Annotated in this window: 22 protein-coding genes; 7 read left to right on the top strand and 15 right to left on the bottom strand. The window is 61.5% G+C overall.

All coding sequences use genetic code 11. The features are described 5' to 3' along the window. Positions 1 to 34 precede the first annotated feature (34 nt). Positions 35 to 1,201: an anion permease gene (locus tag ACERJA_RS14150; RefSeq protein WP_373608912.1), complete on the bottom strand. Its 1,167-nt coding sequence runs from the start codon at positions 1,199 to 1,201 to the stop codon at positions 35 to 37. Positions 1,202 to 1,342: 141 nt separating this feature from the next. Further along, a complete protein-coding gene (locus tag ACERJA_RS14145; protein ID WP_373608911.1) occupies positions 1,343 to 3,199 on the bottom strand; it encodes an SLC13 family permease in 1,857 nt (618 codons plus the stop codon). Between the two features lie 126 nt (positions 3,200 to 3,325). On the opposite strand from ACERJA_RS14145, the gene hisA reads away from it, so the two are divergent. Continuing rightward, positions 3,326 to 4,063: a 1-(5-phosphoribosyl)-5-[(5-phosphoribosylamino)methylideneamino]imidazole-4-carboxamide isomerase gene (gene hisA, locus ACERJA_RS14140; RefSeq protein ID WP_373608910.1), complete on the top strand. Its 738-nt coding sequence runs from the start codon at positions 3,326 to 3,328 to the stop codon at positions 4,061 to 4,063. A gap of 78 nt (positions 4,064 to 4,141) precedes the next feature. On the opposite strand, the gene ACERJA_RS14135 is transcribed toward hisA, so the two are convergent. From ACERJA_RS14135 to ACERJA_RS14120, 4 genes are all read right to left on the bottom strand, one after another. Beyond that, positions 4,142 to 4,405 (bottom strand): hypothetical protein, encoded by a 264-nt coding sequence (locus ACERJA_RS14135; protein ID WP_373608909.1) that lies wholly within the window; start codon positions 4,403 to 4,405, stop codon positions 4,142 to 4,144. A 218-nt stretch (positions 4,406 to 4,623) separates the two neighbouring features. Continuing rightward, a complete protein-coding gene (locus ACERJA_RS14130) occupies positions 4,624 to 5,544 on the bottom strand; it encodes a manganese-dependent inorganic pyrophosphatase (RefSeq protein ID WP_373608908.1) in 921 nt (306 codons plus the stop codon). A gap of 103 nt (positions 5,545 to 5,647) precedes the next feature. Further along, positions 5,648 to 7,177 (bottom strand): TrkH family potassium uptake protein, encoded by a 1,530-nt coding sequence (locus ACERJA_RS14125; protein ID WP_373608907.1) that lies wholly within the window; start codon positions 7,175 to 7,177, stop codon positions 5,648 to 5,650. 99 nt (positions 7,178 to 7,276) lie between these two features. After that, the gene (locus ACERJA_RS14120; protein ID WP_373608906.1) at positions 7,277 to 7,546 is read right to left on the bottom strand and encodes a hypothetical protein; all 270 of its coding nucleotides are present in this window, start codon (positions 7,544 to 7,546) and stop codon (positions 7,277 to 7,279) included. Between the two features lie 293 nt (positions 7,547 to 7,839). Here ACERJA_RS14120 and hisB point away from each other — a divergent pair, with 293 nt between their 5' ends. Then, the gene (gene hisB / locus ACERJA_RS14115) at positions 7,840 to 8,427 is read left to right on the top strand and encodes an imidazoleglycerol-phosphate dehydratase HisB (protein WP_373608905.1); all 588 of its coding nucleotides are present in this window, start codon (positions 7,840 to 7,842) and stop codon (positions 8,425 to 8,427) included. 26 nt (positions 8,428 to 8,453) lie between these two features. On the opposite strand, the gene ACERJA_RS14110 is transcribed toward hisB, so the two are convergent. Both ACERJA_RS14110 and ACERJA_RS14105 read right to left on the bottom strand, forming a co-directional pair. Then, positions 8,454 to 9,677: a glycosyltransferase gene (locus ACERJA_RS14110; protein WP_373608904.1), complete on the bottom strand. Its 1,224-nt coding sequence runs from the start codon at positions 9,675 to 9,677 to the stop codon at positions 8,454 to 8,456. A 104-nt stretch (positions 9,678 to 9,781) separates the two neighbouring features. Continuing rightward, the gene (locus tag ACERJA_RS14105) at positions 9,782 to 10,492 is read right to left on the bottom strand and encodes a hypothetical protein (RefSeq protein WP_373608903.1); all 711 of its coding nucleotides are present in this window, start codon (positions 10,490 to 10,492) and stop codon (positions 9,782 to 9,784) included. Positions 10,493 to 10,642: 150 nt separating this feature from the next. Between ACERJA_RS14105 and ACERJA_RS14100 the strand changes: the two genes are divergently transcribed. Further along, a complete protein-coding gene (locus ACERJA_RS14100) occupies positions 10,643 to 11,146 on the top strand; it encodes a hypothetical protein (protein WP_006065454.1) in 504 nt (167 codons plus the stop codon). Here ACERJA_RS14100 and ACERJA_RS14095 read toward each other — a convergent pair whose 3' ends face one another. Beyond that, entirely contained in the window at positions 11,147 to 11,551 is a 405-nt protein-coding gene (locus ACERJA_RS14095) for a hypothetical protein (RefSeq protein WP_373608902.1), read from the bottom strand. A 199-nt stretch (positions 11,552 to 11,750) separates the two neighbouring features. On the opposite strand from ACERJA_RS14095, the gene ACERJA_RS14090 reads away from it, so the two are divergent. Further along, positions 11,751 to 12,371 (top strand): YigZ family protein, encoded by a 621-nt coding sequence (locus ACERJA_RS14090; protein WP_006065457.1) that lies wholly within the window; start codon positions 11,751 to 11,753, stop codon positions 12,369 to 12,371. 26 nt (positions 12,372 to 12,397) lie between these two features. Here the strand turns inward: ACERJA_RS14090 and ACERJA_RS14085 are convergent, their stop codons facing one another. The 5 genes from ACERJA_RS14085 to upp form a co-directional block, all read right to left on the bottom strand. Beyond that, positions 12,398 to 13,267 carry a hypothetical protein gene (locus ACERJA_RS14085; RefSeq protein ID WP_373608901.1) on the bottom strand — a complete coding sequence of 290 codons (870 nt, stop codon included), beginning with the start codon at positions 13,265 to 13,267 and terminating at the stop codon, positions 12,398 to 12,400. Between the two features lie 51 nt (positions 13,268 to 13,318). After that, positions 13,319 to 16,021 (bottom strand): TRAP transporter permease, encoded by a 2,703-nt coding sequence (locus tag ACERJA_RS14080; protein WP_373608900.1) that lies wholly within the window; start codon positions 16,019 to 16,021, stop codon positions 13,319 to 13,321. A 7-nt stretch (positions 16,022 to 16,028) separates the two neighbouring features. Next, the gene (locus ACERJA_RS14075) at positions 16,029 to 16,553 is read right to left on the bottom strand and encodes a DUF1850 domain-containing protein (protein ID WP_373608899.1); all 525 of its coding nucleotides are present in this window, start codon (positions 16,551 to 16,553) and stop codon (positions 16,029 to 16,031) included. A 33-nt stretch (positions 16,554 to 16,586) separates the two neighbouring features. Then, positions 16,587 to 17,543: a TAXI family TRAP transporter solute-binding subunit gene (locus ACERJA_RS14070; protein WP_136350819.1), complete on the bottom strand. Its 957-nt coding sequence runs from the start codon at positions 17,541 to 17,543 to the stop codon at positions 16,587 to 16,589. 445 nt (positions 17,544 to 17,988) lie between these two features. Beyond that, entirely contained in the window at positions 17,989 to 18,666 is a 678-nt protein-coding gene (gene upp / locus ACERJA_RS14065; protein ID WP_373608898.1) for a uracil phosphoribosyltransferase, read from the bottom strand. A 267-nt stretch (positions 18,667 to 18,933) separates the two neighbouring features. Between upp and ACERJA_RS14060 the strand changes: the two genes are divergently transcribed. The 3 genes from ACERJA_RS14060 to ACERJA_RS14050 all read left to right on the top strand — a co-directional run bounded on the left by ACERJA_RS14060 (position 18,934) and on the right by ACERJA_RS14050 (position 21,813). Beyond that, on the top strand, positions 18,934 to 19,656 hold the full coding sequence (locus ACERJA_RS14060; RefSeq protein ID WP_373608897.1) for a DUF5828 family protein: 723 nt from the start codon (positions 18,934 to 18,936) through the stop codon (positions 19,654 to 19,656). 147 nt (positions 19,657 to 19,803) lie between these two features. Next, entirely contained in the window at positions 19,804 to 20,997 is a 1,194-nt protein-coding gene (locus tag ACERJA_RS14055) for an anion permease (protein WP_373608896.1), read from the top strand. An 81-nt stretch (positions 20,998 to 21,078) separates the two neighbouring features. Beyond that, positions 21,079 to 21,813, top strand: coding sequence for a hypothetical protein (locus ACERJA_RS14050; RefSeq protein ID WP_373608895.1), 735 nt, complete (start codon positions 21,079 to 21,081; stop codon positions 21,811 to 21,813). Between the two features lie 103 nt (positions 21,814 to 21,916). On the opposite strand, the gene ACERJA_RS14045 is transcribed toward ACERJA_RS14050, so the two are convergent. Continuing rightward, entirely contained in the window at positions 21,917 to 23,497 is a 1,581-nt protein-coding gene (locus ACERJA_RS14045; protein ID WP_373608894.1) for a tryptophan--tRNA ligase, read from the bottom strand. Positions 23,498 to 23,641: the final 144 nt, after the last annotated feature.

Here is a 23,641-nt window from a genome sequence, read left to right as displayed (position 1 = left end):
CCTACGACGACGGCGAAAATAAGCGCGGGGGAGATTATCCGACGAACGGAACCGCGACGAAGAAGCCGTAGGCAAGCAGCGTCGACATCGACGGCCCGATGACCCACATCGAGATGTACTTCATGACGGCTCGCGGGTTGAACAGATCGCCGGCGTCGAGGACCTCCGCTGGTTCTTTTTCGCCGATCGGTGTGACGGGGGCATCCGGTTCTGCTGTCAGAGCACCTGTCGCGAGCTCTTTATCCGATTCGCCGCGGATGGCCTCTTGGGCCGTGACAGGGCGGGTTGCTCGCCCCCAGCCGAGGCCGACGATCGTCATCACCGACGACATGACGAGGCTGATTGGAATGCCAGCCCACGAGAGCAGAGTCGTAATCGTCGAGGCGGTGATCATGACGATCAGCGCCGCCAGCAGCGGGATATCGCTGAGTTCGCCGCCGACGGACTCCATCGTCCGTCGGGCGATGGTAAAGCCACCGAGGCCGATCGCGATGGTCGCTACGATGATCGCCGGATTCGGCTCGAGGGCGCCACTGCTGACCAGTGGGGCGACAGCGTTGGGAACGTTGCTCGCGCCGGCGCTGAAGGCCATGTAACAGCCGATGATGAAGACGACGATTGTCCCACCGAGTTCCTGATAGGTCGTGTTCGGTCCAAGAACCGGCTTCGGTACTGATCCGCTCCGATCGAGCGATAGGAGCGCCCCCTCGGAGGCTTTGATCTCGAACCGTCGGTTGAGTTCGGGGTAGACGTAGCGGCCGATCGTCGCGCCGACCCAGAACCCGATGATCGGCGTCACGATCCACCACGAGACGATCCAGCCGATCGTCTCGAAGTTGAGCGTTCCCGTCGCCAGCCCTAATCCGGCAATCGCCCCGACGGTCGTCATCGATGTCGGGACGGGGACGCCGAAGACGTTCGCGATGAGAATTCCCAGTCCAATAAAAAAGAGGACAGCGACGCCCGCTCCGAGCGAAATATCGATCGTGATGATCCCCTCACTCAGGGTGTCCATCACGTTTCGACCAACGGTCCAGCCGCCGAGAAAGACGAAAAACGTCATCAGCGCAGCCGCCGTCGTTTTCCGAAGCAGACCGGCACCCACGGCCGGTCCCCACGCGATCCCGGTCGATGACCCACCGATATTAAACCCAACAAAAATCGACGCAACGACGCCAACGAGGAGAATAGTCTCGACCATTACTGAACGGTATGAGTGTCTTCGTAAAATAAGTACTGGAACTCTTTGATACGTTACCTGTATTATGTTTATATTTTATAGAACAATCGGGTAGGTGGTTAGCGTTTTTGCTTGTGTACGGGCAAGCTTTTGTCGATAATCCTATACCCCCCAGAAGAACGCGATGCCGAGCACAGTGACGACCGAGAGAATCAACTGCAGAGGTGCGCCGACACGGAAGTAGTCCGTGAACTGGTAGCCACCCGGACCGTAGACGAACAGGTTCGTCTGGTAGCCGATCGGTCCCAGAAACGAGGTGCTCGCGGCGAACATGACCGCGAAGACGAACGCGAGCGGATTTGCACCGATCCCCGCCGCTGCGGCCGCTGCGACCGGAATCAGTAACACGACGCTCGCGTTGTTGCTGATCAGTTCCGTGATCAGTCCCGTTACGATGTAGAACACCCACAACACGACGAGCGTCGGGAGGAACCCGGCCGTCGAAACGACCAGAAACGCGAGGTAGGCTGCCGCCCCGGACTGTTCCAGTGCAATCCCGAGCGGGATCACACCCGCTAACAGGAAAATGATGTCCCACTCGACGGCATCGTACAACTCGTTCGGCTCGAGGACGCCACTGACGACCATCGCAACGACACCGGCAAGCGCCGAGAGCAAGATCGGATAGATATCCAGTGCGGCGACCGCGACGACGCCGATCATGATGGCGACGGCGATTGGCGCTTTATCGGCCCGATACTCGGGCAGCGATGGCTCGCGGGCGACGATCACATCGTCGCGCCGCGAGAGTCGATCGAGCGTGTCCGGCGGGGCCTGAACGAGGAGGGTGTCGCCGACGTCGAGTCGTTTGCCGACGATGCGGTCGCTGACGAGCGACCCGTGGTGGCGCAGTCCGAGGACAGCGGCGTTGAACTCCTCGCGAAACGATTCAGGATCGAGTCGCTCGCCGACCAGTCGAGAGTCGAGCGAGACGACCAGTTCCGTGATGATCCCCGCCTCGTTGTCGGTCGATAGCTCCGCATCGGACTGGGGGTTGCCGACCAGTTCGACGCCCGTGGCGTCTTCGAGCATCGAAATCGCGTCTCGGTCGGTACGGACGACGAGTACATCACCCTCGCGTAGTCGTGTCTCCTGGCGTGGGGCGACCGAGCGATCCTCATCGTGGACGACCTGTACGACGTCGATTTCGGGGCCGAGGCGTTCGGTTACAGTTCCGACTCTCGAGTCGACGTGCGGTGACCCTGGGACGACGGCGATTTCGACGATGTAGTCACCGACGTCGTAGGCCTCGACGTAGTCCGCCCGTGCCGGGACCCGCTCGGGCAGGAGGTAGTGGCCGACGAAGATCAGATACAGTGCACCGACGATGACGACGATCACGCCCAGTTGCGTGAACTCGAACATCGAAAACCGGTGGAGCTCGGGGTAGTCAGCGCCGAGTCGAGCGCTGATGTCGCTCGCGAGGATGTTCGTCGAGGTCCCGATGAGGGTGAGCATGCCACCGACCTGTGAGGCATAGGACAGCGGGATCAACAGCTTCGACGGCGACGTGTTCCCGCGGTTGGCGACGTCAGTGACGACCGGCACCAGCAACGCGACGACAGGCGTGTTGTTCAGAAAGCCGGAGACGGGACTCGTCGCGACGACGGTGGCAAACAGCTGTCTGCGAATGCTGTCGCCTGCATACGCGGCCATCCGTCGGCCAAGTTCCTGTACGAGCCCCGTTCGGGCGATGCCGCCGCTCAAAATCAACATCGCGAGCACCGTGATCGTCGCGTCGTTGGCGAACCCGGAGATCCCAGTGCTCGGATCGATCCCCGTCCAGGGCTCTAAGACGACCAGAATCACGATCAACAGGATCGCAGTGACGTCGATCGGCAGTCGCTCGGTGACGAACATCACGAGCGCAAATGCAACGACGCCAAAGACGACGAGCATCTCGGTCGTCAGCGCTGGCTGTGTCACCGGCTGCTGGGCGAGCGCCAGACTTCCTCCCATTCACTCTCATCCGAGTCCACAGTACCGAAACATGTAACAATTCTGCACGGAACTCGAACAGTGTTGGGCCGATGGTTGTTGCGCGAAACCGTCGCCTTTACTCGAGTCCGACGCGCGCACATGAGTATGAGCACCAACACACACGACGGGTTCGAGGTAATCCCCGCAGTCGACGTCCAGGATGGCGAAGTCGTCCAACTCGTCCAGGGCGAACGCGGCACCGAGAAGACCTACGGCGATCCGGTCGAGGCCGCACAGCGATGGATCGACGCTGGTGCGTCGTCGCTCCATCTCGTCGACCTCGACGGGGCGTTCGAGGGCGAACGGCAGAATGCGGACGCCATCGACGCCGTCCTCGAGACCGTCGACGTCCCCACCCAACTCGGCGGCGGTATTCGGACCGCCGAAGGCGCAATCGACCTCCTCGAGCGCGGCCTCGACCGCGTTATCCTCGGGACGGCAGCCGTCGAGAACCCCGACATCGTCGCCGAAATCAGCGAAACCCACCCCGACAGCGTCGTCGTCAGCCTCGACGCGAAAGACGGCGAGGTCGTCGTCGAGGGCTGGACCGAAGGCGCGGGCATCACGCCAATCGAGGCCGCCGAGCGCTACGAGGATCTGGGTGCGGCCGCGATTCTGTTTACGAACGTCGACGTCGAGGGGCAACTCGAGGGCGTCGCAACGGAACCGGTTCGAGAGTTAGTCGAGGCGACCGACATCCCAGTCGTTGCGAGTGGTGGCGTCGCGACCCTCGAGGACGTTCGGGCGCTCGCAGAGACCGGCGCGGCGGCGGTGGTCGTCGGCAGTGCACTGTACGAGGGGAACTTCACGCTCGAGGATGCACAGGCGGCCGTCGACGAGTAATCGCCATCGGAGAGACGGTTTCTTCGGTCAGTGCGAGCTGTGACACCCGTGCCCAGTAGAGGCGGTCTATCGTATTAGTCAGAAAACGCGAATGATGAGCGTCGTGGATGACTGCTCGACTCGCAGATCCGAAATTCGCACACGGTCTGTACGAAGCATTTCCCGAAGCTCATCCGTAAGGGAGTAGGATGGTTTAATGAGAATTTCAAGCTCCGTACAGAATCCATCTTCGTGTTCAGAAACCAGCGCCATCTGATTGCAGTCTTCCACACAGCGCTTCACGTTCTGCACGCGAGTGCGATGCCATTTGTGATCCGTGAAAAATTGTTTCAACACGCTCATACTATTACCATCCGCCATATATGTTAAAAATCTTGGTTTTCGAATTTGATATTTAATTCATTTCCACACGTTCTTCTCAGACAATGTGTTCGGTTTCAACTGTCTCTCTGAAGCATGAGACCATGCAACGATCTGCTGATAAAAAACAAAGCCGAGTCGTCGTCACGCGATCGGACGACCGCGCGACCGACGTGTGATTCGCGTTCGAACCGACTGCGTCAGAACGCGTCCTCGAGCGGCGGGACGACCTGCTTTTTCCGGGACATGACGCCGGGCAGGAAGGCTTCGCGATCTTCGACGGTGGTGTCGAGGGCCGCTTCGACGGTGTCGGTGTGGTCGCCGGCGATCAGGGCGGTGGATTCCTCCTCGAGGAGGTCCGTGACGAGCAAGACGAGGAGGTCGTACTCGCGCTCGGCGACGACTTCATCCATCGCCTCGAGGACGGCATCGCGCTGCTCGAGCACCGGAGCCGGTTCGACGGTTTCGATCTGACCAATACCGACATCGTAGCTGCCGAACTCGAACTCCTTGAAGTCGCCAAGCACCATCTCTCGGGGCTCTTTCTCGCCGAGTTTGCTCTTCTGTTTGAGCAGTTCTTTGCCGTACTCCTCGTAGTCGACGCCAGCAATCTCTGCGAGGCGTTCGGCGACGACTTCGTCGGTCTCAGTGGTCGTCGGCGAGCGGAGGACGACGGTGTCGCTCAGCAGGCCGCTGAGCAGCAGACCAGCGGTCTGCTCGTCGATCTCGACGTCGGCCTCGTCGTAGAGGCCCGTAAGGATCGTCGCGGTCGAGCCGACTGGCTCGTTCCGGAAGCGAATCGGGTTGCTTGTTTCGACGTCACCGATTCGGTGGTGGTCGATGATCTCGACGACGTCTGCCTCTCGTGCGCCCTCGACGGTCTGGCTGTGTTCGTTGTGGTCGACGAGGATCAGCTGTTCGTCCGTGGCGTCTTCGAGCAGCGTCGGCTCCTTGACGTCCCAGCGCTCGAGGACGAACTGCGTTTCTGGGTTCAGTTCGCCGGCTCGCGCGGCGACGACGTCCTCGCCCTGTGCCTGTTTTAACCGCGCACATGCGAGCGCGGAGATGATCGTGTCCGTGTCCGGCTGCTGGTGACCGATGACGTACGTGGTCTGTGACATGGTCGCTATCTCGGGCTACAGTTTTAAAAAGTGAGGTCTTTTCGCTCGCTCACTGAAACCGGATTTTCGCCCTCGAGCCGAGCTGTGCGTGTGTTTTTCACACTCATGATTTCCAGAACGCTGGTGTCAACAGGACGAGGACGGGAATGATCTCGATGCGGCCGACCCACATCATGACGATCATGACGGCGCGTGTGGTGGTGGGGAAGCCGGCGTAGTTGTCCATCGGGCCGGCCATTCCAAACGCGGGGCCGATGTTGAGAAAGATCGACGCGGAGGCACCGAGCGCTTCGAACTCCGTGACGGCCGTGCTTGTTCGAGCGGCGTCGACGACGACGAAGATCGTCAACAGGAAGAAGATGATGATCGCCAGCAAGACGTAGGCGTAGATATCCCGGACCGTCTCCTCATCGACCACAGTATCGCCGAGACGAAGTGGCCGAACTGCTTCCGGATGGATCGAGGTAAAGAGGTTGCGCCGGAACGCCTTGAACGTCACCAGCCAGCGCAGCGACTTGATCGAACAGGTCGTCGAGCCTGCCATCCCGCCGATGAACATGCTGAGAAACAGCATGTGCGTTGCACCGGACGACCAGAGCGCGAAATCCGTCGAAGCGTAACCTGTTGTCGTCACCAGCGAGACGACGTTGAACAGCGCGTGTCTGATCGTCGGCTCGAAGTTTTTTCCGATCTCCGGATCGAACCAGAGAATCGCCGCGACAATCGCGCCAAAGCTTGCGAGGACACTGATATAGAATCGGAACTCTTCGGACTCGAAGGGATGGCGATACTCTCCCTGGGTGACATAATAGAGCAGGACGAAGTTGGTCGCGCCGAGGATCATAAACGGAATGATGGCCCACTGGACGATCGGTGTGAACGCACCAGCGCTCAGGGGTTCCGGCGAGAAGCCTGCAGTCGCAACACTTGTCAGCGCGTGCGAGACGGCGTTAAAGAGATTCATATTGGGGGCCAGCCCAAGCAGATGGAGGGCGTAGAAGGTGGCGGCGGCGAGCACTGTCAAGCCGACGTACAGTCCCCAGATGAGTCGAGCCGTCTCGTCGAGGTGCGGCCGGAGTTTGCGGACGTTTCTGGTCTGGGTTTCGGTCTCCATCAGCTGTGCACCACCGACCATCAGATTCGAGAGCAGACCAATCGCAACGATCAGGATACCCAGGCCGCCGAGCCACTGGATCAGCTGTCGCCAGAGCAAGATCGAACGCGACTGGTTGTCGAAATCCCAGCCGCTCATCACTGTCGCACCGGTCGTCGTGAGGCCACTCATACTCTCGAAGAGGGCGTTAACGAGGCCACCGACGGGTGCCGCAAACGCAGAGCTTGGATCGGATCCCAGGCCAGTAAGATAGAACGGAATCGCGCCGATAACGGCGACGCCGAGCCACGTCAGCGCAACCATCAAAAACGCCTCTCGCTGCTCGAGGTCTTGCTCGTCGCTTAGTCGCTCGAGGGCGACGCCGACCGCGACCGTGGCCACGACTGCAGCCACGAACGGAAACGGGCTGTCACCGTCGAGTATCGCCAAGATGAGTGGCACTGCAAGCGGGACGGCGAGCCACTTCAGGACCGTCCCAGTGAGGCTACAACTCGAACGCCAGTCGACGCGTATTGTCATCGCGTATCTGCCTCTGTGACTGGAGGGGCATTAATCGGTTCGAAAGCCAGAGGGTCAAAATAGTCGATCAACGACTGTCGATCGTCCCCGGTCGTGCCGTCACTCCCCGTAGTCGTGACCGATGTAGAGCGCGAAGACGTTGAGTGCAAGCAGCATGAGAAAGGTGAAAGTTACCTGTGGATCGCCAAGCCCTCGTGTGAGAAGCGGTAGGTAGACAAACGGAAGGGCGATTGCAACCCAAAAGGAGACGAACTGCAGTGGCCTTTTGAGCGAGCGGACGGCGCTGTGAGAGCGCCGCTCCTCGTTTCGGTCTGCCTCGGGGCTAGACGGTGTGACCGATTCGTTCGAAAGCGGGGTGTGATTAGACATCGATTCAGGTCTCCTCTTCGTACACAAGACACTCTCCCCACACGTCATATAAGGGGCCGAACATTAGCTCCGTTTCGGTCCGTTTTAGACCCGCGTTTGCTCTCGAGACGATCTTTCGAAACGGCTCGAGAGACGGTTAAAAATTTTATACACGATTTTCAGACAGTATTTCCATATTGAACTACTAACTCAACCACAGGTCAGTTGGCGGACGATGCGGTCGCGTTGTGCCCACAGTCGGTGTCGTGTCGGCGAGCGCAATCGCCTTGTACCGGCGGCGACATCGATTCGACATGAGCGAACGAGTCGCGACTGTCACGCGCGAGACGGGCGAGACGTCGATCGAGTGTACGGTCGCAATCGACGGCAACGGCAATGCCGACGTCGATACTGGGATCGGCTTTTTCGATCACATGTTGACGGCGTTTGCCAAACATGGACTGTTCGACCTCGCCGTCGACTGTGATGGGGATCTCGAGATCGACGACCACCACACGGTCGAAGACGTCGCTATCGTCCTCGGGGAGGCACTCGACGACGCACTCGGCGACCGGGCGGGCATCGTCCGCTATGCCGATCGGCAGGTGCCACTGGACGAAGCCGTCGCCAGCGCGGTCGTCGACGTCAGCGGACGGCCTCGATTCTACTTCGACGGCGAGTTCTCACAGGAACAGATCGGCGAGTTCACGAGCGATATGGCCCGTCACTTCGTCGAGTCGCTGGCGATGCACGCCGGGCTGACGGTTCACCTCGAGGTCACCGGTGAGAACGCCCACCACGAGGTCGAGGCGCTGTTCAAAACGCTTGCCCGGACGCTCGACGACGCGACCCAGGTCGACGAGCGACGGACGGATACGCCGAGTACGAAAGGCACCCTGTAGTTCGCGTGTCGAGTTTCGTGGTCGCGTTACTCTTGGATCAGTGGCTGCTCGGTGTCGGCTTCTTCAGAACGGTCTTTCCTGTCACTCAGAAGCCGCCCAGTGCCGTTGTGGGCCGCGACGTCACCGTTCTCGAGGGACGGATGCACTGATTCGATCGTCGTCGGAGCGACTTTTTCCGTGACCTCGAACTCCCTGACCGGTGAGAGAACGCCCCAGGCTGCCCCAATGGCGTGGAGGACGACCGCAATCGGTGTTGCAAGGGCGAATGCTGGCCACAGAAGCGGCCGCATCTGGTACGCCCAGAGCCCACAGCACATGTAGGCGACGAGCACCACGCCGAGCAGTGTCGACAACGAACCGAGCACGGACGGGAGGGCTACTGTGCCGGGCATGAACAGGCTCACGAGCAGCGCTAGCGGAATCGCTGGCGAGCAGGCCCAGGCAAACACCCGGGTGAAATACAACGGCCGATAGGACAGCGGGAGGAGGCCGTCGTCTCGTAGTGAGCCGGAAATCCAGCGGCGTCGCTGTCTGAACATCGTTTTCAGTGACGGTGGTGCCTGATTCCGAAAGCGCGTGTCGACGACCCGAAACGTCACGTCGTGCTCACGGGCAGCCCGCCACACGAAGTTGGTGTCCTCCGTGATCGTCTCGACATCCCAGCCGAGTTGGTCTTCGAGGCTGGACCGGATGGCCACGCCGCCGCCCCATGCGTAGAGTGGATACCGGAGACGGTGAAAGCCGAACTGCTCGAACTGGTAGCCAACACGAAACACCTCACAGCACCAGGCGAGCCACGAGCCGGTGTAGATCGGCTGCTCGGTGAACTGCACGATGTCCGCATCGGGCATCCCGGTGAAGTCGGTTACTAGCGTGTCCTCGTCGAGATAACAGACGTACTCGCGCTCACAGGAAAGCGTTCGACTGGCCCACTCGAGTGCACGGCCCTTGTTCGTCGCCGCGCACTCGAACGAGTCCGGGACGACGTGGACCGTCGCGCCGGCGATCTGCATCGGTTTTTCGGCGATGACGTGCACGTCATCGACTGCGTCGGGTACTGTATCGACGGTTCCCTGGACGACCGGTTCAGCGTCGACCGTGAGGATTCGCACCTGCACGTCCTCGAGTCCCCACTCGAATTCGCCGTCGCTTCGCCAATCTCGCGACAACACGACGACCTCGAACAGCCACCAGAGCGCCGATAGCCCGTACATCACGAGCACAACACCGAGCGCTGCGGCGAAGAGCATCCATCCCACGTCTAGTGAAACCGATCCGAACACTCATGGATAATAGAATAACTAAAATGAATATATTTCGCTCCTGTTGTCCGGACACAGCGACGCGACGACCCTTACGGCCGTTGCAGTTGGCCGCGTTCTTCGACGAACTCGCCGTTCTCGAGCGCATACTCGATGATCGCGTCGACCTCGTGGGACTCGAGGTCGTAGGCCCCGGCGGCCAGTCCCTCGACGGCGCTGCGGGCCATCGGGAACTCTCGGTTCTGAAGCAGTCGGATGACCTTGCCGTAGCCCGCCGGCGGCCGCTGTTTCTGACTCACCGACTCCTCAGCTGTGTCGTCGTTCGAGTCGTCCGCAGCTGTTGGCTCCGCTGGATCGCTTGTCTCCTCGCCGTCGCGTGTGCCTGCGGAGTCGAACGTGATCCCGCTCTCGAGTGCCGGCGTGGCGTGTGTGCCCGCGTCGTCGGCGTTGTCGTTCGATGACGTCGACGTCTGGCTCTCGCTCTCGTTCGAGTCGGCTGTGGTGGTGGCACGTTCTTCGACTGTAGTGGCTTCACGGGCAGCACCGACAGCTGACTCTGGAGTCATCGATCGCGCCGCGTGATCGTCGGTCCGCTCCGGTGGTGTTTTGGCCGATTCACCGGCACTGTCGGCATCGAGACGTGCGAGCAGTGGCTCGAGGAGATCCTCGAGGCGGGCTTTACAGTCGGGACAGAGCACGATACGGCGCTGTTCGGTGTCGCTCGGCTCGAGTTCGGGCGGGATGACCTCGAAGGTGCCGACGGCGTCGGCGCCACAGAAATCACAGGTCTGGAGTGCGCGCATGGACGCCGCTACTGTTCGGACGGTCAAAAATCGTCCGTCAGACGGACTGTTGACGATACTGTCGCATCGACAGTGACCGACCAGCGCCGAGACGAACGGCGGGACCGATCACCGATCATTATAGGGTAGCCCGCATATGTTCGACAACGAATGTTTGACGAGATCATGGAGAAGTTCGAGGGGTCGCCGAGCCAGCAGGCGGTTATTCGGCTCCTGTTGGAGCGTGGGTTCTCGGTCAACGATGACGGCCGTGTCGTTTCCGGCGGGATCGAAATCCCGAACACGGGAATCGCCCGCGAGATCGGTGTCGACCGCCGGGTCGTCGACTCGACGACCGACGTCATCCTCGAGGACCCCGAACTGCGGCGGATTTTCCAGAACATCTCACAGGTGCCGAGCCTGATGGACCTCGCACCAGTGCTCGACCTGACGGTTCTTTCGATCGCGGTCGACAACGCCGAGCAGGTTGGTATCGTCGCAACGATCACCGGCACGCTCGCGGAGCACGAGATCTCGATCCGCCAGACGATCAGCGAGGACCCGGAGTTTACCGACGAGCCACGGCTCTACCTGATCACGGATCAGGAACTCTCTGGCGAGGCGATCACCGCGATTCGCAACCTCGAGTTCGTCCGGAAAATCGAAATTCAGTAGCTACGCGCCGTCGGCATCGACGCCGTCTGCAAACTCGTCGAGGACCGCCGCGAGTGCGCTCGTGAGCTCTTCGAATCGCTCCATCGACATGGGATCGGTCGTCACCCAGACGCCGTGGGGCCCACGAATCACCCGCGAGAGGTAGCCGTTTTCGAACATCCGAATCGTGGCCTGATACTCGCCGAGTTGGGTGTTGCGATACGCCGACTGGCCGTGAAAGCCGAGTCGTTCATGATCGGCAAAGCCGACGAGGTCGGCCGTTCGATCGAGATCCGATCTGAGATACACTTGCTCGACGTCGTCTTCAGTAAAGTAGGTAATACTGCGAAGTTCGTCACCGACGGCTGTCCGGCAGACGCTGTATAACTCCTCGGCGAGTGTTGGGTCGATAGCCTCGTCTTCCATAGGAGGTGCTACCACAGTCCATGTGAATAACGTACTGGTCGCCGTATTTTTAGCCGCCGTTGCTCGAATCGACACCCACACCGTTTCGCTCGAGTCGGAGGGACCGATGGGCTCTTTTCACCGGCGAACGCAGTGCCAGCATGGGCATTCGACGCCGCTGGATGGGACGTCACGCACGCGCTGTGTGGGGTGAGAAACGGTGAGTCGAACCTACCAGACCGTCGCGGAGCCGGCGACGGCCGAGTTCGTCGTCCAGGGCTCTGAGTTCATCGGTCATATCCGGCCCGTCGACTCCGTCGCGGCAGCCGAGGCGTTCATCGACGCCGTCAGTGAGGAGTACGCCGACGCGACCCACAACGTCCCCGCCTATCGGGTTCGGACCGGCGACGAGAGCGATCCCGACAGTCAGTTTCTTCGGGAGTACTCGAGCGACGATGGGGAACCCTCCGGCTCGGCGGGCAAGCCAGCGTTGAACGTCCTCACCCAGCAGGACATCGAGAACGTTGCTGTCGTCGTGACACGCTACTACGGCGGGACGAACCTCGGCGTCGGCGGTCTCGTCCGGGCCTACTCCCGGTCGGTCAAAGACGCCGTCGAGGCAGCGGGCGTCGTCACCGAACGGCCCCACGAGCGCGTCTCGATCACCGTCGCGTACGACGACTCGGGGACGGTGCGTGGCATCGTCGAAAGCGAGGGCTACGAGTTCGAAGCCGACTATCAGGAAGACGTCTCCTTCGACGTGCGGGTGCCCCTCGAGGAAGCCGACGCGTTTCGAGATCGGCTCCGCAGTGCGACGAGCGGGCGTGTTGCGCTCGAGTGATCGTCTGGCGGCTTCGAACAGGGTGACTACCAGGCGTTTTGTGCTGCCAGCTGTTGGTCAACTGCCTCGAGGACAGCGTCGGGCTCCTCGAGTTCGTCGCGGTTGAATCGAACGCTACGCAGCCCACAATCGAAGACGAGGCCGCCGTTGTGCATGCGGACGTGATCGATGTCGCGCCAGTGAACGAGCGTTCGCGTGTACGGTCGCTGTTTGACGATTCCGGCGTCGTAGAGCTGCAGCTCGGTTCGATCACCACTCGGTCCGAATCGCCATCGTCCCTCGACGAGACAGCTGCCGACCCAGAGGCTGCCAAGACTGACCCACAAGAGCGCTTGCAGCCAGTTTTCGACGATGGCGTTTCCGCCTGCGAGAACCACGTACAGAAAGACGAGGACGCCATCCAGTTTGACGGAGCCTGGTGGTAGCCACCGCCACGTGTCGATGGGATCGTCACCAACAACGGTCTCGACGTACCGGTCTCCAGCCAGCTTCGAGAGAGCGTAGCCTGTCGCGAACACGACGACTGCTGACGGGAAAGCGACGACATCGACGTATGGCTCGAGCGAGAGGACCCACGTGCTACCGCCAACGACACCAAGCGGCACTGCTGGAACGGTGAGTGCGAGTTGGCGAGTGACCGTGCGACCGAGACGGGCCGGCAGCTCGTGATCGACTCGTGCGAGCATGAGACCGCCGAGACAGCCACTGATGAAGCCGATTGCAGACGTTGCAGCGAGAACGATCAGTGACGATCCGACCAGCGCGATCGCTGTCGTCACGAATCCTGCGAGGAGCGTCCCGCCGTAGATGGCGGTTGCGAGCTGAAACGCCGTGTCTGGCGTGTCACTCCCGCGGAGACCTGCATCGAACGACGTGAGTGCAGTTCGGACAGCCACTACCTACCCGTCTCTATGCTCGAATAATAATAGTTCCCCGGACGCGGCCGCTCAGGCCTCACCCGGTGTCGGGGCGGTCACGGCGGACTCATCGCGCTCGCTCTCACCGCTTTCTTTCTTTCCGCGTGAACGGTTGTGGTTGGTCAGACCGGCAAGCATCACCAGCCCGATCCCTCGCAGCGAGACGGTTACCTCAAACGTCGTCAACGAAGGCGCCACACCGACGAGTGTGAGTAGCCCTTCGGCGACGAGCAATGGAAGCTCCGGCACCATCAGCAACACCGATGCAACCGAGTAGAGTGCTCGCCCGACCGAGGAAACCGACGCGTACTGGTAGCCAATGATCGTCACGCCGAGTGCGTAGACACCGAGGAACATCCCGACCACGGGGATCAGCACATCGGGGACGAAGAAGCCGACGTCAGCGACGTCAGCCCAGCCGATGACGTTCCACCCGTCCGACCCCTGTCGAAGGAGGAGAATTCCGGGCGAGAAGACGAACGCGAACGGCACCAGGATCTTGTTCAGCGAGAGCAAGAACGCGATCGTCGCAGTCTTGAGCTCGTCAGCTTTGGCGACGCCGGCCCCGGCGAAGGCGGCGACAGCGACTGGTGGCGTCACGTCTGCCATCAGCCCGAAGTAGAGGATAAAGAGGTGGCCGGCGAGGATCGCGATGCCGACATCTGAGATCGGCGTCTCGAGCATCGCGACCAGGATAATGTACATCGCGGTTGTCGGCATCCCCATCCCGAAGATGATCGAGGCGAAGCCGGTCAGGACGAGCAGGATCAGGATCGACCCGCCACTGACGATGTCGATGAGTGCCGCGAGGTTCGGCCCGAGCCCGGAGACGCTGATCACACCGGGGACGACACCCGCAGCGGCGACGGCGACGACGACGGTCGTCGCGGTTCGCGCACCGGAGTCCATCGATTTGCCGACGAACGTCAGATACTGGTAGGCGCGACTCGAGGCCAGTTCGGGTCGGCCAACTGCTGTCGCGCTCCGGGTGGCGGCCGTGTCGACGTCGTCGGCGAAATCGAGCAGCGGCGCGTCACCACGTGGCTGTGCGAGCAAGAACGCGATGCTGACGAAGATAACAATCGCGCCGAGATCCGAGACTGCTGCGGTTGCCGCTGCCGTGATCGGGATCGGGTCGGCGGCTGCCCCGGTGCCAGCGAGCGTTTGGACGGCACTGACGAGACCGCTGCCAGTGGTTGCGTAAGCTGCGGCCTGCCCCAGATAGAGCGCTGCAATCGTCCCGAGCAACGGCAGTCGCGTCCGTTCGTTGTAGGCGGCGACGACAGCGAGTAAGGCGACGACTGCAACGATGGTGTACCAGCCGGCTCGGTTGATCGAGAACCGAGCGATCACGAGGAAGTACAACAGCAACACGATCGGAAGCAGATAGAACCACCCGGTCCGAAGCTCTTCGATCGGATCTGGCAACTCTGCTTTCGAGAGGCCACCGATACCGCCCCGGACCGCCTCGAAGTGGACCATCACCCACATGCCGAAGAAGAAGGCGAGCGCAGGCAGCGCCGCGGCGACGATGACATCCGCAAACGGCGTGCCCGTGAACTCGACGATGAGGAACGCGGCAGCCCCCATCACTGGCGGGAGCATCTGGCCGCCGGAGGATGACGACGACTCAACAGCACCCGAGAACTCGGGGGAGTAGCCCGCCCGTTTCATCAGCGGGATCGTGAACGCGCCCGTCGTAACCGTGTTCGCGATCGACGACCCGGAGAGCATCCCCATGAAGCCACTCGAGACGACGCTCGCTTTGGCCGGCCCACCGCGTTTCGTCCCGGTCAGCGAGTACGCGAGATCGATGAACCACTTGCCAGCGCCGCTCATCTCGAGGAACGCTCCGAAGAGGATGAAAATAAAGATAAAGCGAACGCTGACGGTGACGGGTGTGCTCATGATCCCGGCTTCGGTGGTGTACCAGAGGTTGTAGACGATGTTCCCCCAGCTTTCGGCCGGGATCGACATCGCCCCGATCGCCGAATCGCTCGGGACCAGATATCCCCAGCGAGCGTAGACGATGAACAGCGACACAAGCGACATAAGCAACAGCCCGAGCGTTCGCCGAGTTGCCTCGAGCACCAGCAAGATCCCGAGGATCCCGAGCAGGAAGCCGTACGAGACCTCATCGAGCGGGATGCCAAGTGCGGCAATTCCCATGACGAGCGGCTCGAGGGTCGGATACACCTCGTGAATCGGACGCACGCCCTGAATGCCAAAGAGGGCCATCTGCTGGATCTCGCTGTACTCCCGAGCGGTGTAGATGGCGGGAAGCAACGAGAGCGCGATCAGCACGACGTCTAACGGTGTCACCTGTGCCAGATTGCGGTCGACAGCCGCCCAGCGAACGCCGTCACCGAGTCGCTCGACGAGCCGGGTCAGGCCGCTTTCGGGACCGAACCGCTTGCGTGCGGCGGGCTCGATCGCCCCGAACTGGCTGGCGACGAAGCCTTCGCCCCGGCTTGCCGGAAACAGGAGAAACGCAAGCACCAGCGCAAACGTCACGTGAATCGTGTTGACCTGCAGCTGCTGGAGCGAACCGAGCCAGCCGAAGCTGTAGCTGCGGGCGGCGATCCACAGCTGGAACGTCGAAAACGTGATCGCAATCAGTGTGACGAGTGCGGCCGCTGCGCCGCGGTGGCTTCGGCTCCGTTCGATCGTCTCTAATAGGTCATCTTGTTCTTCGTCCGAATGTGCCTCTGTATCGCGGTTATCTACGCTCATAGCTCAATCAGTGAATCAGTTGTGCGGATCGATCGTCGAACGGTAGTTGTAGGGGTACCTGGTCAGTGAGTCGCTGTTCGGTCACTGTAATGACGACCGATCCGTCAGTCAGCGCGACCAGATCATGTCGCTCCTCACCGACGACGAGTTCGTGACCGGGGACTGGTCGCGGCGCGACGACGACCTCCTCGTAGGACTCGTTCAACGGGAGTACGAATCCGTCATCCGTTTTTTCGATCCCTCCCGCTGTTGGCAGTCCTGCACCGTGTGAGTGAAACACCATCCGATCCAGTTCCAGCGTCGTTCCGTCGACAACGTAGATATCTTCGATCGGCGTCTTCTCGACGCTGTGTGTGTACGCGAGTGTCAGTTCCGTCCCCTCCTCAACTGGGGTCTCGAGCAGTTGCTCCCCGGTGTCGGCGTCGGTAACGACAAGCGTCCGCTCCGATGGGACCGCAGCCACGACGGCTGCTGTTGCTAGCAGAACGGCGAGAACGACAACGGCAATATACCGGTGAGTCGGTTGGTGCACGACTGAAAGCCGTCGGCTGTCGCGAGCCGAAGATTAGTTGAAGTACGCTGCAGCGCCGGCGTGGAGGTCGATCGGCATCCCGTCCTGGGCCGTCTCGAGGTCGATGAAGTCGGCCTTCTGGGAGACGCTATCGAGGTTCTCGAAGATCGCTTCCGTCACTGCCTCGACGACGGCGTCGTCGACACCGTCGTGCGTGGCGATCATCGCCTGCACCGAGACCGTCTCGACGTCCTCGTCGACGCCGTCGTAGGTGTCTGCGGGGATCGTGTCCTCGGCGAACCACTCGGCGTCGCCCATGACTGCCTCGCGCGTGTCGCCGCTGACCTCGACCAGCGAGATATCGTTGCTCGTCGCGAGGTTCTCGACGGAGCCGGCTGGCCAGCCAGCAACGACGAACGCCGCGTCGACGTCACCGTCACTGATCTGGTCCGTTGCGGTGTCGAAGTCGGTGTTCTGCTCGTCGAAGTCGTCTTCGTCGATGCCGGCGCTCTCGAGAATCTGCAGGGCGTTGACCTGCGTGCCACTGCCGGCGTCGCCGGTGTTGACCGTCTGCCCCTCGAGGTCTTCGATCGTTTCGATACCCGAGTCGGCCTGCGTGATGACGTGAATCGTCTCGGGGTACAGCGACGCGACCCCACGAAGGTTCGTCATCTCGGCGTCTTCGAGCTCTTCGATGCCGGTGCCGGTGTAGGCGAAGTGGGCAATGTCGTTTTGAATCAGCGCGAAGTCGGCCTCCTCGCGGTGGAGGCTGCCGACGTTTGCGGTGCTCGCGCCGGTCGACTGGACCTGGAGCGTGTACTCCGTCTCCCCGTCGACGATTGATTTGAAGTCCCCGGACAGTGGGTAGTAGGTTCCGCCCTGACCGCCAGCGTGCCACGACAGCTCGTTGCCGTTATCATCGCCGTCGCCACCGAGACAGCCAGCGAGTCCAGCCAGTCCAGCAGCGCCGCTCAGTGCGATGAAATTGCGTCTCTTGATATGTCCAACCATACCCGCTTTTTATTCATAGTATGTTAATAGCTGCTTCGATCTCCCTTATCAATGTGAACAAGTCACTGATTTCATCTGAGATATGCTTACTACAGCATAGATTATCGATGTCTCTGCTCAAACGCGTCTTGATAACTACCTGCAAACAACTCTGTGTCCATTGCTGGACCGTTTCCGGTGGACCTGCAGACATCAGACCGCTCGAGTACGGGTGCGAGAGTCGGGTTCGACCGGAAACAAGGGGGTTGTCTGCGTATCGCACAACGTGATGCGTGTCCGCTCGCTCGTCCGTGGAAACGCACTCGGTGGCGTCGGTCGCGTACGACGGACTTCGCTCGGAACCGTGCTGCTCGGGCGGCTACCGGAATCGAGATCGAATGGTTAGAGCGCTCGTTTCTGCCGCTCTGTCAGCCCCGTCACAGTGCAATAGCCGAAACCGTCGAGTTCAGGTCGTTCGGAACGCTCGGTCGCCGGCGTCGCCCAGCCCAGGGACGATGAAGCCGTTGTCGTCGAGTCGGTCGTCGATCGAGACCGTCAACAGGTCGGCCTCGGGATGTTCCTCGCCGACACGGAGCAGGCCTTCGGGTGCCGACACCGCAGAGAGGACGATCAGGTTCTCGGGTTCGGGCGAGTTCTCGATGACGTGCTCGAGGACGGTACACATCGTACTCCCTGTCGCAAGCATCGGATCAGCGATGATGACGGTGTCGTCCTCGGTGATATCCGGTAGTTTCACGTAGTCGACGGTAATCGGGAACGAGCCGTCCTCGTCACGGCCCGCCTCCTCGTCGCGGCTCGCGCTAATGACGCCCTGTCGGGCGCGGGGGAACGCCTTCAGCAGGCCTTCGACAAAGGGCGTCGCCGCGCGCAGGACGTTGATGATCACGACGTCGTCGAGACCACGAACGCGCTCGCCCATCGTCGGCTCGAGTGGGGTTTCGATCTCGACGTACTCGGTTTCCATCCGGCCGTCGATGATCTCGTAGCCACTGATGCGCCCGAGCTTTACCAGCCCTTTCCGGAAGCTGACCTGCTCGGTTTCGACGTCCCGAAGCCGCGAGAGCGTGTCTTTTGCCAGTGCGTGGGTGATGAGATGTGCGTTGTCCCGGTCTTCGATCGGCATATCTGTACGGGCTTGCGCCGGATAGTTCACCTTATCGATCAGCGTCGACTGTGTGAACGGCTTGCCATCGGGACTCGACACCCCACCCGTCGCCGACGTCTTGCAGTTAGGGATGCTCGTCGGAGTTCATCGGTTTCTGATGAAGAACTGAAATACACCGCCGAAGGCCGGCTCTCAGAATCTCCGGTTGACGACGGCAACCCTAACTGCAGTCGTCCGACGGCGAAGAAGTTTATATTGGGCCACGCCTATGACTCGCCCAGCCGAATGGAAGAGAGCATCTCAGGATTCAAAGTTCGCGGTGACTGGGGCGACGTCGTCGAACACGGCGAACGAATCACGCGCGCGCTCCGAGACGCGGGCGTCCACGATCCAGCACACGATTACGGTGCGAGCCTGACTCGCGCGTTCAATGACTGGGAGGAGTGGCGGCCGAAAGCCCACGAAACCCTCGAGTCGGACGTCAGCGAGAAGACGGCCGACCAAGCAAGTGTCGAGGAGGGAAAAGGCGAAAAGGCCGGTAAAGGGCCCGACGAGGACATCAAGACCGCCGGCGAGAAACTCTCGGAGTCGTACGAGCAACTCGAGGAGGACGATCCGGGGGCCGCGGTGGACAACTGGAAGGAGTCGATCGACTACGTCGCGCGGGCGGCTGACTCCGCCGGACGCAAGGCCTTGCGCCGGGTCGAGGACACTGTCTATCAGAACGTGATGACCCAGCTTGCACCGTACTACTTCGACAACGAACTGATCAGTGCGAACATTCAGCAGTCGGCTCGCGGCGCCGACAACGGTGAGCAGTTCGTCTTCGAGGTCAACGTCAACGATGACGTCCTCAAAGACGATGTTTCCGATCGACTCGCCGAAATGGACGAGGAGATCGACCGCTGGCACGTCGAAGTCGAGAAAGACACCGACGCGGCCGAAGCGATCGAGGGTGCCGAACCGCCGCCGAAACCCGACGACAACTCGAAATCGACGACGAACTGAGTGACAGCCCACGCCCACACTGCGAGTGTGGTGTGGAGACTGATCGCCCCCGGTCGCGGCTCGTGACCTCTCGTCGAGTGGTCGGTACCTGACACGACAGCCGAAGGTCGGCACACACTTGTAGGGCTAGCTGGAAAGGCGGAATAGATGGTCGAGCTCGTGACGATCGGGACGTTTCTGGTGGCTGCAGTGGCCAGTCTGTTCATGGCCTGGGCGATCGGTGCTGGCTCGAGCGGGTCGACTCCGTTTGCACCGGCTGTTGGTGCGAACGCGATATCGGTGATGCGGGCTGGATTTCTCGTTGGTATTCTCGGCTTTGCTGGGGCCGTTTTGCAGGGTGCAAACGTCTCCGAGGCGGTCGGTGCCGACCTGATCGGCGGCGTGACGCTGTCGCCGATGGCGGCGACGATCGCCCTGATTATCGCAGCCGGCCTGGTCGCGATCGGCGTCTTCGCGGGGTATCCGATCGCGACTGCCTTTACCGTTACCGGAGCGGTGATCGGCGTTGGGCTCGCGATGGGCGGCGATCCAGCATGGGCGAAATACCGGGAGATCGCCACCCTCTGGATTCTGACGCCGTTCGTCGGCGGCGGACTCGCCTACGGGATCGCCCGCCTGCTGCGGAGTAAACCGATCGCCGAAGAGTATCTCATCATGATGCTCGCAGCGCTGATCGGCATCGTCGTCGCCAACATCGAGTTCGCAATCCTCGGCTCGGGGGCTGGCGGCGGGGCGTCGATCGCCGAGGCCTCGAGTGGCTGGATTCCCGGCCCCGATATCGCTGGTGTCGCCGCAGTGACGGTCGTCATCGCGGCGCTCTGGGCGGGGGCGACTGGGTTCGACTTGCGAGGCGATATCGAACGCGGTGAACGCCACTTCCTGCTCGTCCTCGGCGGACTGGTCGCGTTCTCCGCGGGTGGGAGTCAGGTTGGACTGGCAGTTGGCCCGCTGATCCCGCTGTCGGGTGACGTTGGGCTGCCACTCCTTGCCCTGCTCGTCGGTGGCGGCTTCGGGCTCCTGCTGGGGTCGTGGACCGGCGCGCCGCGGATGATCAAGGCGATCTCACAGGACTACTCCTCGCTTGGACCACGCCGGTCGATCGCCGCACTTATTCCCTCGTTTATGATCGCACAGACGGCAGTGCTGTACGGCATTCCGGTTTCGTTTAACGAAATTATCGTCAGTGCGATCATCGGCAGCGGGTACGCTGCAGCCGGCGCTGGTGGTGGCGTCAGCGCCCGTAAGATGGGGTATACTGTCCTCGCATGGGTCGCGTCGCTCGTCGGCTCGGTTGTCATTTCCTACGTCGGCTACATCGCGATTTTCGCCGTCCTGGGATAGACCCTCCTCGAGTGCCTACAGCTGGTTTGTGGGTCTGTTCGACATCGAACAGGCTTTACACCACGCGTCGTGAGTCAATCTATGGACGAGGACGCCGCGAATTCACCCGACACCGAGATGATCCAGTGGCGACGCGACGCGTCGACGTCCCGGACCGTTCGTCTCCTGTGGTCGCTCGGCGTCGGCACGTTCTTCGCTGCAATCGGAATCATCGTCTTCTGGCGCCTGTTTGATATCGCGGGCCAGGTCGGCACGCTCGCCGAGGCAACTGTCGCTGCCTTCTTCGCTGCAGTCATCGTGACCGCGTTCGCATTCGCCGTGACCAGCAACACCGAACAACGAGTCGCGGCTCTCTCCCGCCGACTCCCGGTCGACTTGCCTACGGGGCGAGGCCTCGAGCGCGGCGCTGACGCTGTCATCGGAACCGTCGTGATGATGATCGTCATCGGGTCGCTGATGATCGCCGGCCGGATCGTCTCCCAACGGGAACTGTTGGAGGTTGGTGCCGGCCCGTTTACCGGACTGGCCGCGCTGACGATCCCGCTTGCACTCGTCGCGCTCGTTCTCGCCTCGTTTCTCCGATCCGTCGGCGCACTCGACCGCGAGGAACGAACGATCTATCTCTACGATCCGGACCAGGCGATCGATCTCGAGGTCATCAACGCAATCTCGACGCGCCAGCTGGGCGATGCAACGATTCTGACACTCGAGTACGCCCAGCCGGATGGCCAGTACGTCGCCGGCCCGCGCCGGATCGTCGTTCCGCCAGCCGTTGCACAGGAACTACAGTCACTCGTCGACGAGACCACTGTCTGAGACCTAGCAGAAGCGTTTCGTCGGCGTTGAAACCATCCGCCAGTAACTTCTCTTGGTGAACTCGATCATGTCGCGAGTTCGCCTGTAAAAACAGTCGCTCGTGTTACCGCCGCCGCGGCGACTCGAGTTCGATCTCGGCTGCCTCGAGCAGCTCCTCGACCTCGTCGCGTTTCTCCTGGTGGTCTGCGAGGAACTCCCGCATTAGCTGCGCCGCTTGCTCCTTGCAGTCGCCACAGAGTCGTTCGCCGCCGACACACTCGTCGTAGACGCGCTTGGCGAACTCGTCGTCGTCGCCGGCGAGTAGGTAGGCGTACAGTTCGTAGACGGGACACTCGTCGGCTTTCCCGCCTTTTTCGCGCTGTTCTTCGGCCGTCTCACGACCGCCCGTCGTCGCCGATTTCACCTTGTTGTAGCCGTCCTCGGGGTCGTCGAGCAGGGAAATGTGGCTCGCCGGAATCGACGAAGACATTTTGCCGCCGGTCAGCCCGGTCATGAATCGGTGGTAGATCGACGACGGTGGTCGGAAGCCGTAGCCGCCGGTGTCGACTTCGACCTGTCGGGCGAGTTCTTCGGCCTCGTCGCGGTCGATCTCGAATGCGTCGACGTGGTTCTCGTAGACGCGTTTTTCGCCCTCGATGGCGTCGATGAGCGCGTCGAACGCCTTCTCGGTCGCTCGGCGGTCGGAAAACCGCGTCCGTGGCCGAATCGGCTCCATCCCGGCCTCGTTCAGCTTCGTCAGCACCGAACTCAGGATGTCCGCAGGGACGCCGAGTTCCGACAGCGGCGCCTCCTCGAGCGCCTCGGCGACGTGCACACAGCGCAGCGTGTCGTCGTCGAACTCGGCCGGGTCGAGTCGTTCGTAGAACTCCGCAACGAGGTCGCGTTCGACGGGACCGAGTTCGAAGCTGGCGTAGGCCTCCGAGACCTTGAAAAACCGCATCCGTTCGGCGAGGTCGCGAGCCAGCCGGACGTGGGGATCTTGGTCCGGGCCGACGGGGATGACGGTCGGCTTTGGCTCCTCGAGTTGTGGGTAGAGAATGTCGGCCATCTGGGTAACGACCGACTGCATGTGCGAGACGTCTGTCTCGCCGTCGAAGCCGTAGATCGCCTGTAGCTCCGAGAAGTTGGCCTCGGCGCCGAGGTCGAAGGCGAGGTCTTGCACCTCGCGGTGTGCCGACTGTCGGTAGAGTTCACCTGCTTCGGGGTCGAAGCCGAGTGCCAACAGCGAGAGGAGATAGTTGCGCGCGTGCTCGTCGATCTCGTCCCAACTCATCCCGCGGGCGGAGTTGGCCTCTAAGTCGGCGATCAGCGCGTAGGCGTCGGCGCCCTGCTGTTGATGCCAGATAATTTCGTCGAAGACGAGTTTGTGGCCGATGTGGGGGTCGCCCGTCGGCATAAAGCCCGAGAGGACCGCTGCGGGCTCGTCGTTCTGGAGCGCCCGTGCGACGGGACGATAATCTCGATGGCCGAAGATCACACCCCGGCGCATCAGGTAGTGGGGGTTCGGCACCTCCTCGAGCACCTCGTCGAACTCTTCGATGCCGAACTCCTCGAACAGTTTGCGGTAGTCGGAGACGCTCGAAGAGCCCCAGGGGTCGAGCGCGACATCATCTGCACCTGCGGCCCCGCCGTCGGGCAACGGTTCCCCTTGCGCTGACTCCTCGAGTGGATCGTCTCCGGTCATTACTGACTGCCTTGGCGCGCCAGCGCGCAAAAGGCTTCGGCTTCGTTGTGGTGGCCCGACTCGGAATTATAGTTGCAGTTGTTACTATAGCAGTCTCCCGCTCGACTGAACGCTCCGTTATCGTAACTGTTCGTGCAGACGAAA

Origin of the sequence: Natronorubrum sp. A-ect3 (assembly GCF_041821125.1) — an archaeon.
In the GTDB taxonomy this organism is placed as follows: domain Archaea; phylum Halobacteriota; class Halobacteria; order Halobacteriales; family Natrialbaceae; genus Natronorubrum; species Natronorubrum bangense.
Note: the sequence above shows the minus strand (reverse complement) of the source record. Positions and strands in the feature narration are given on the sequence as shown.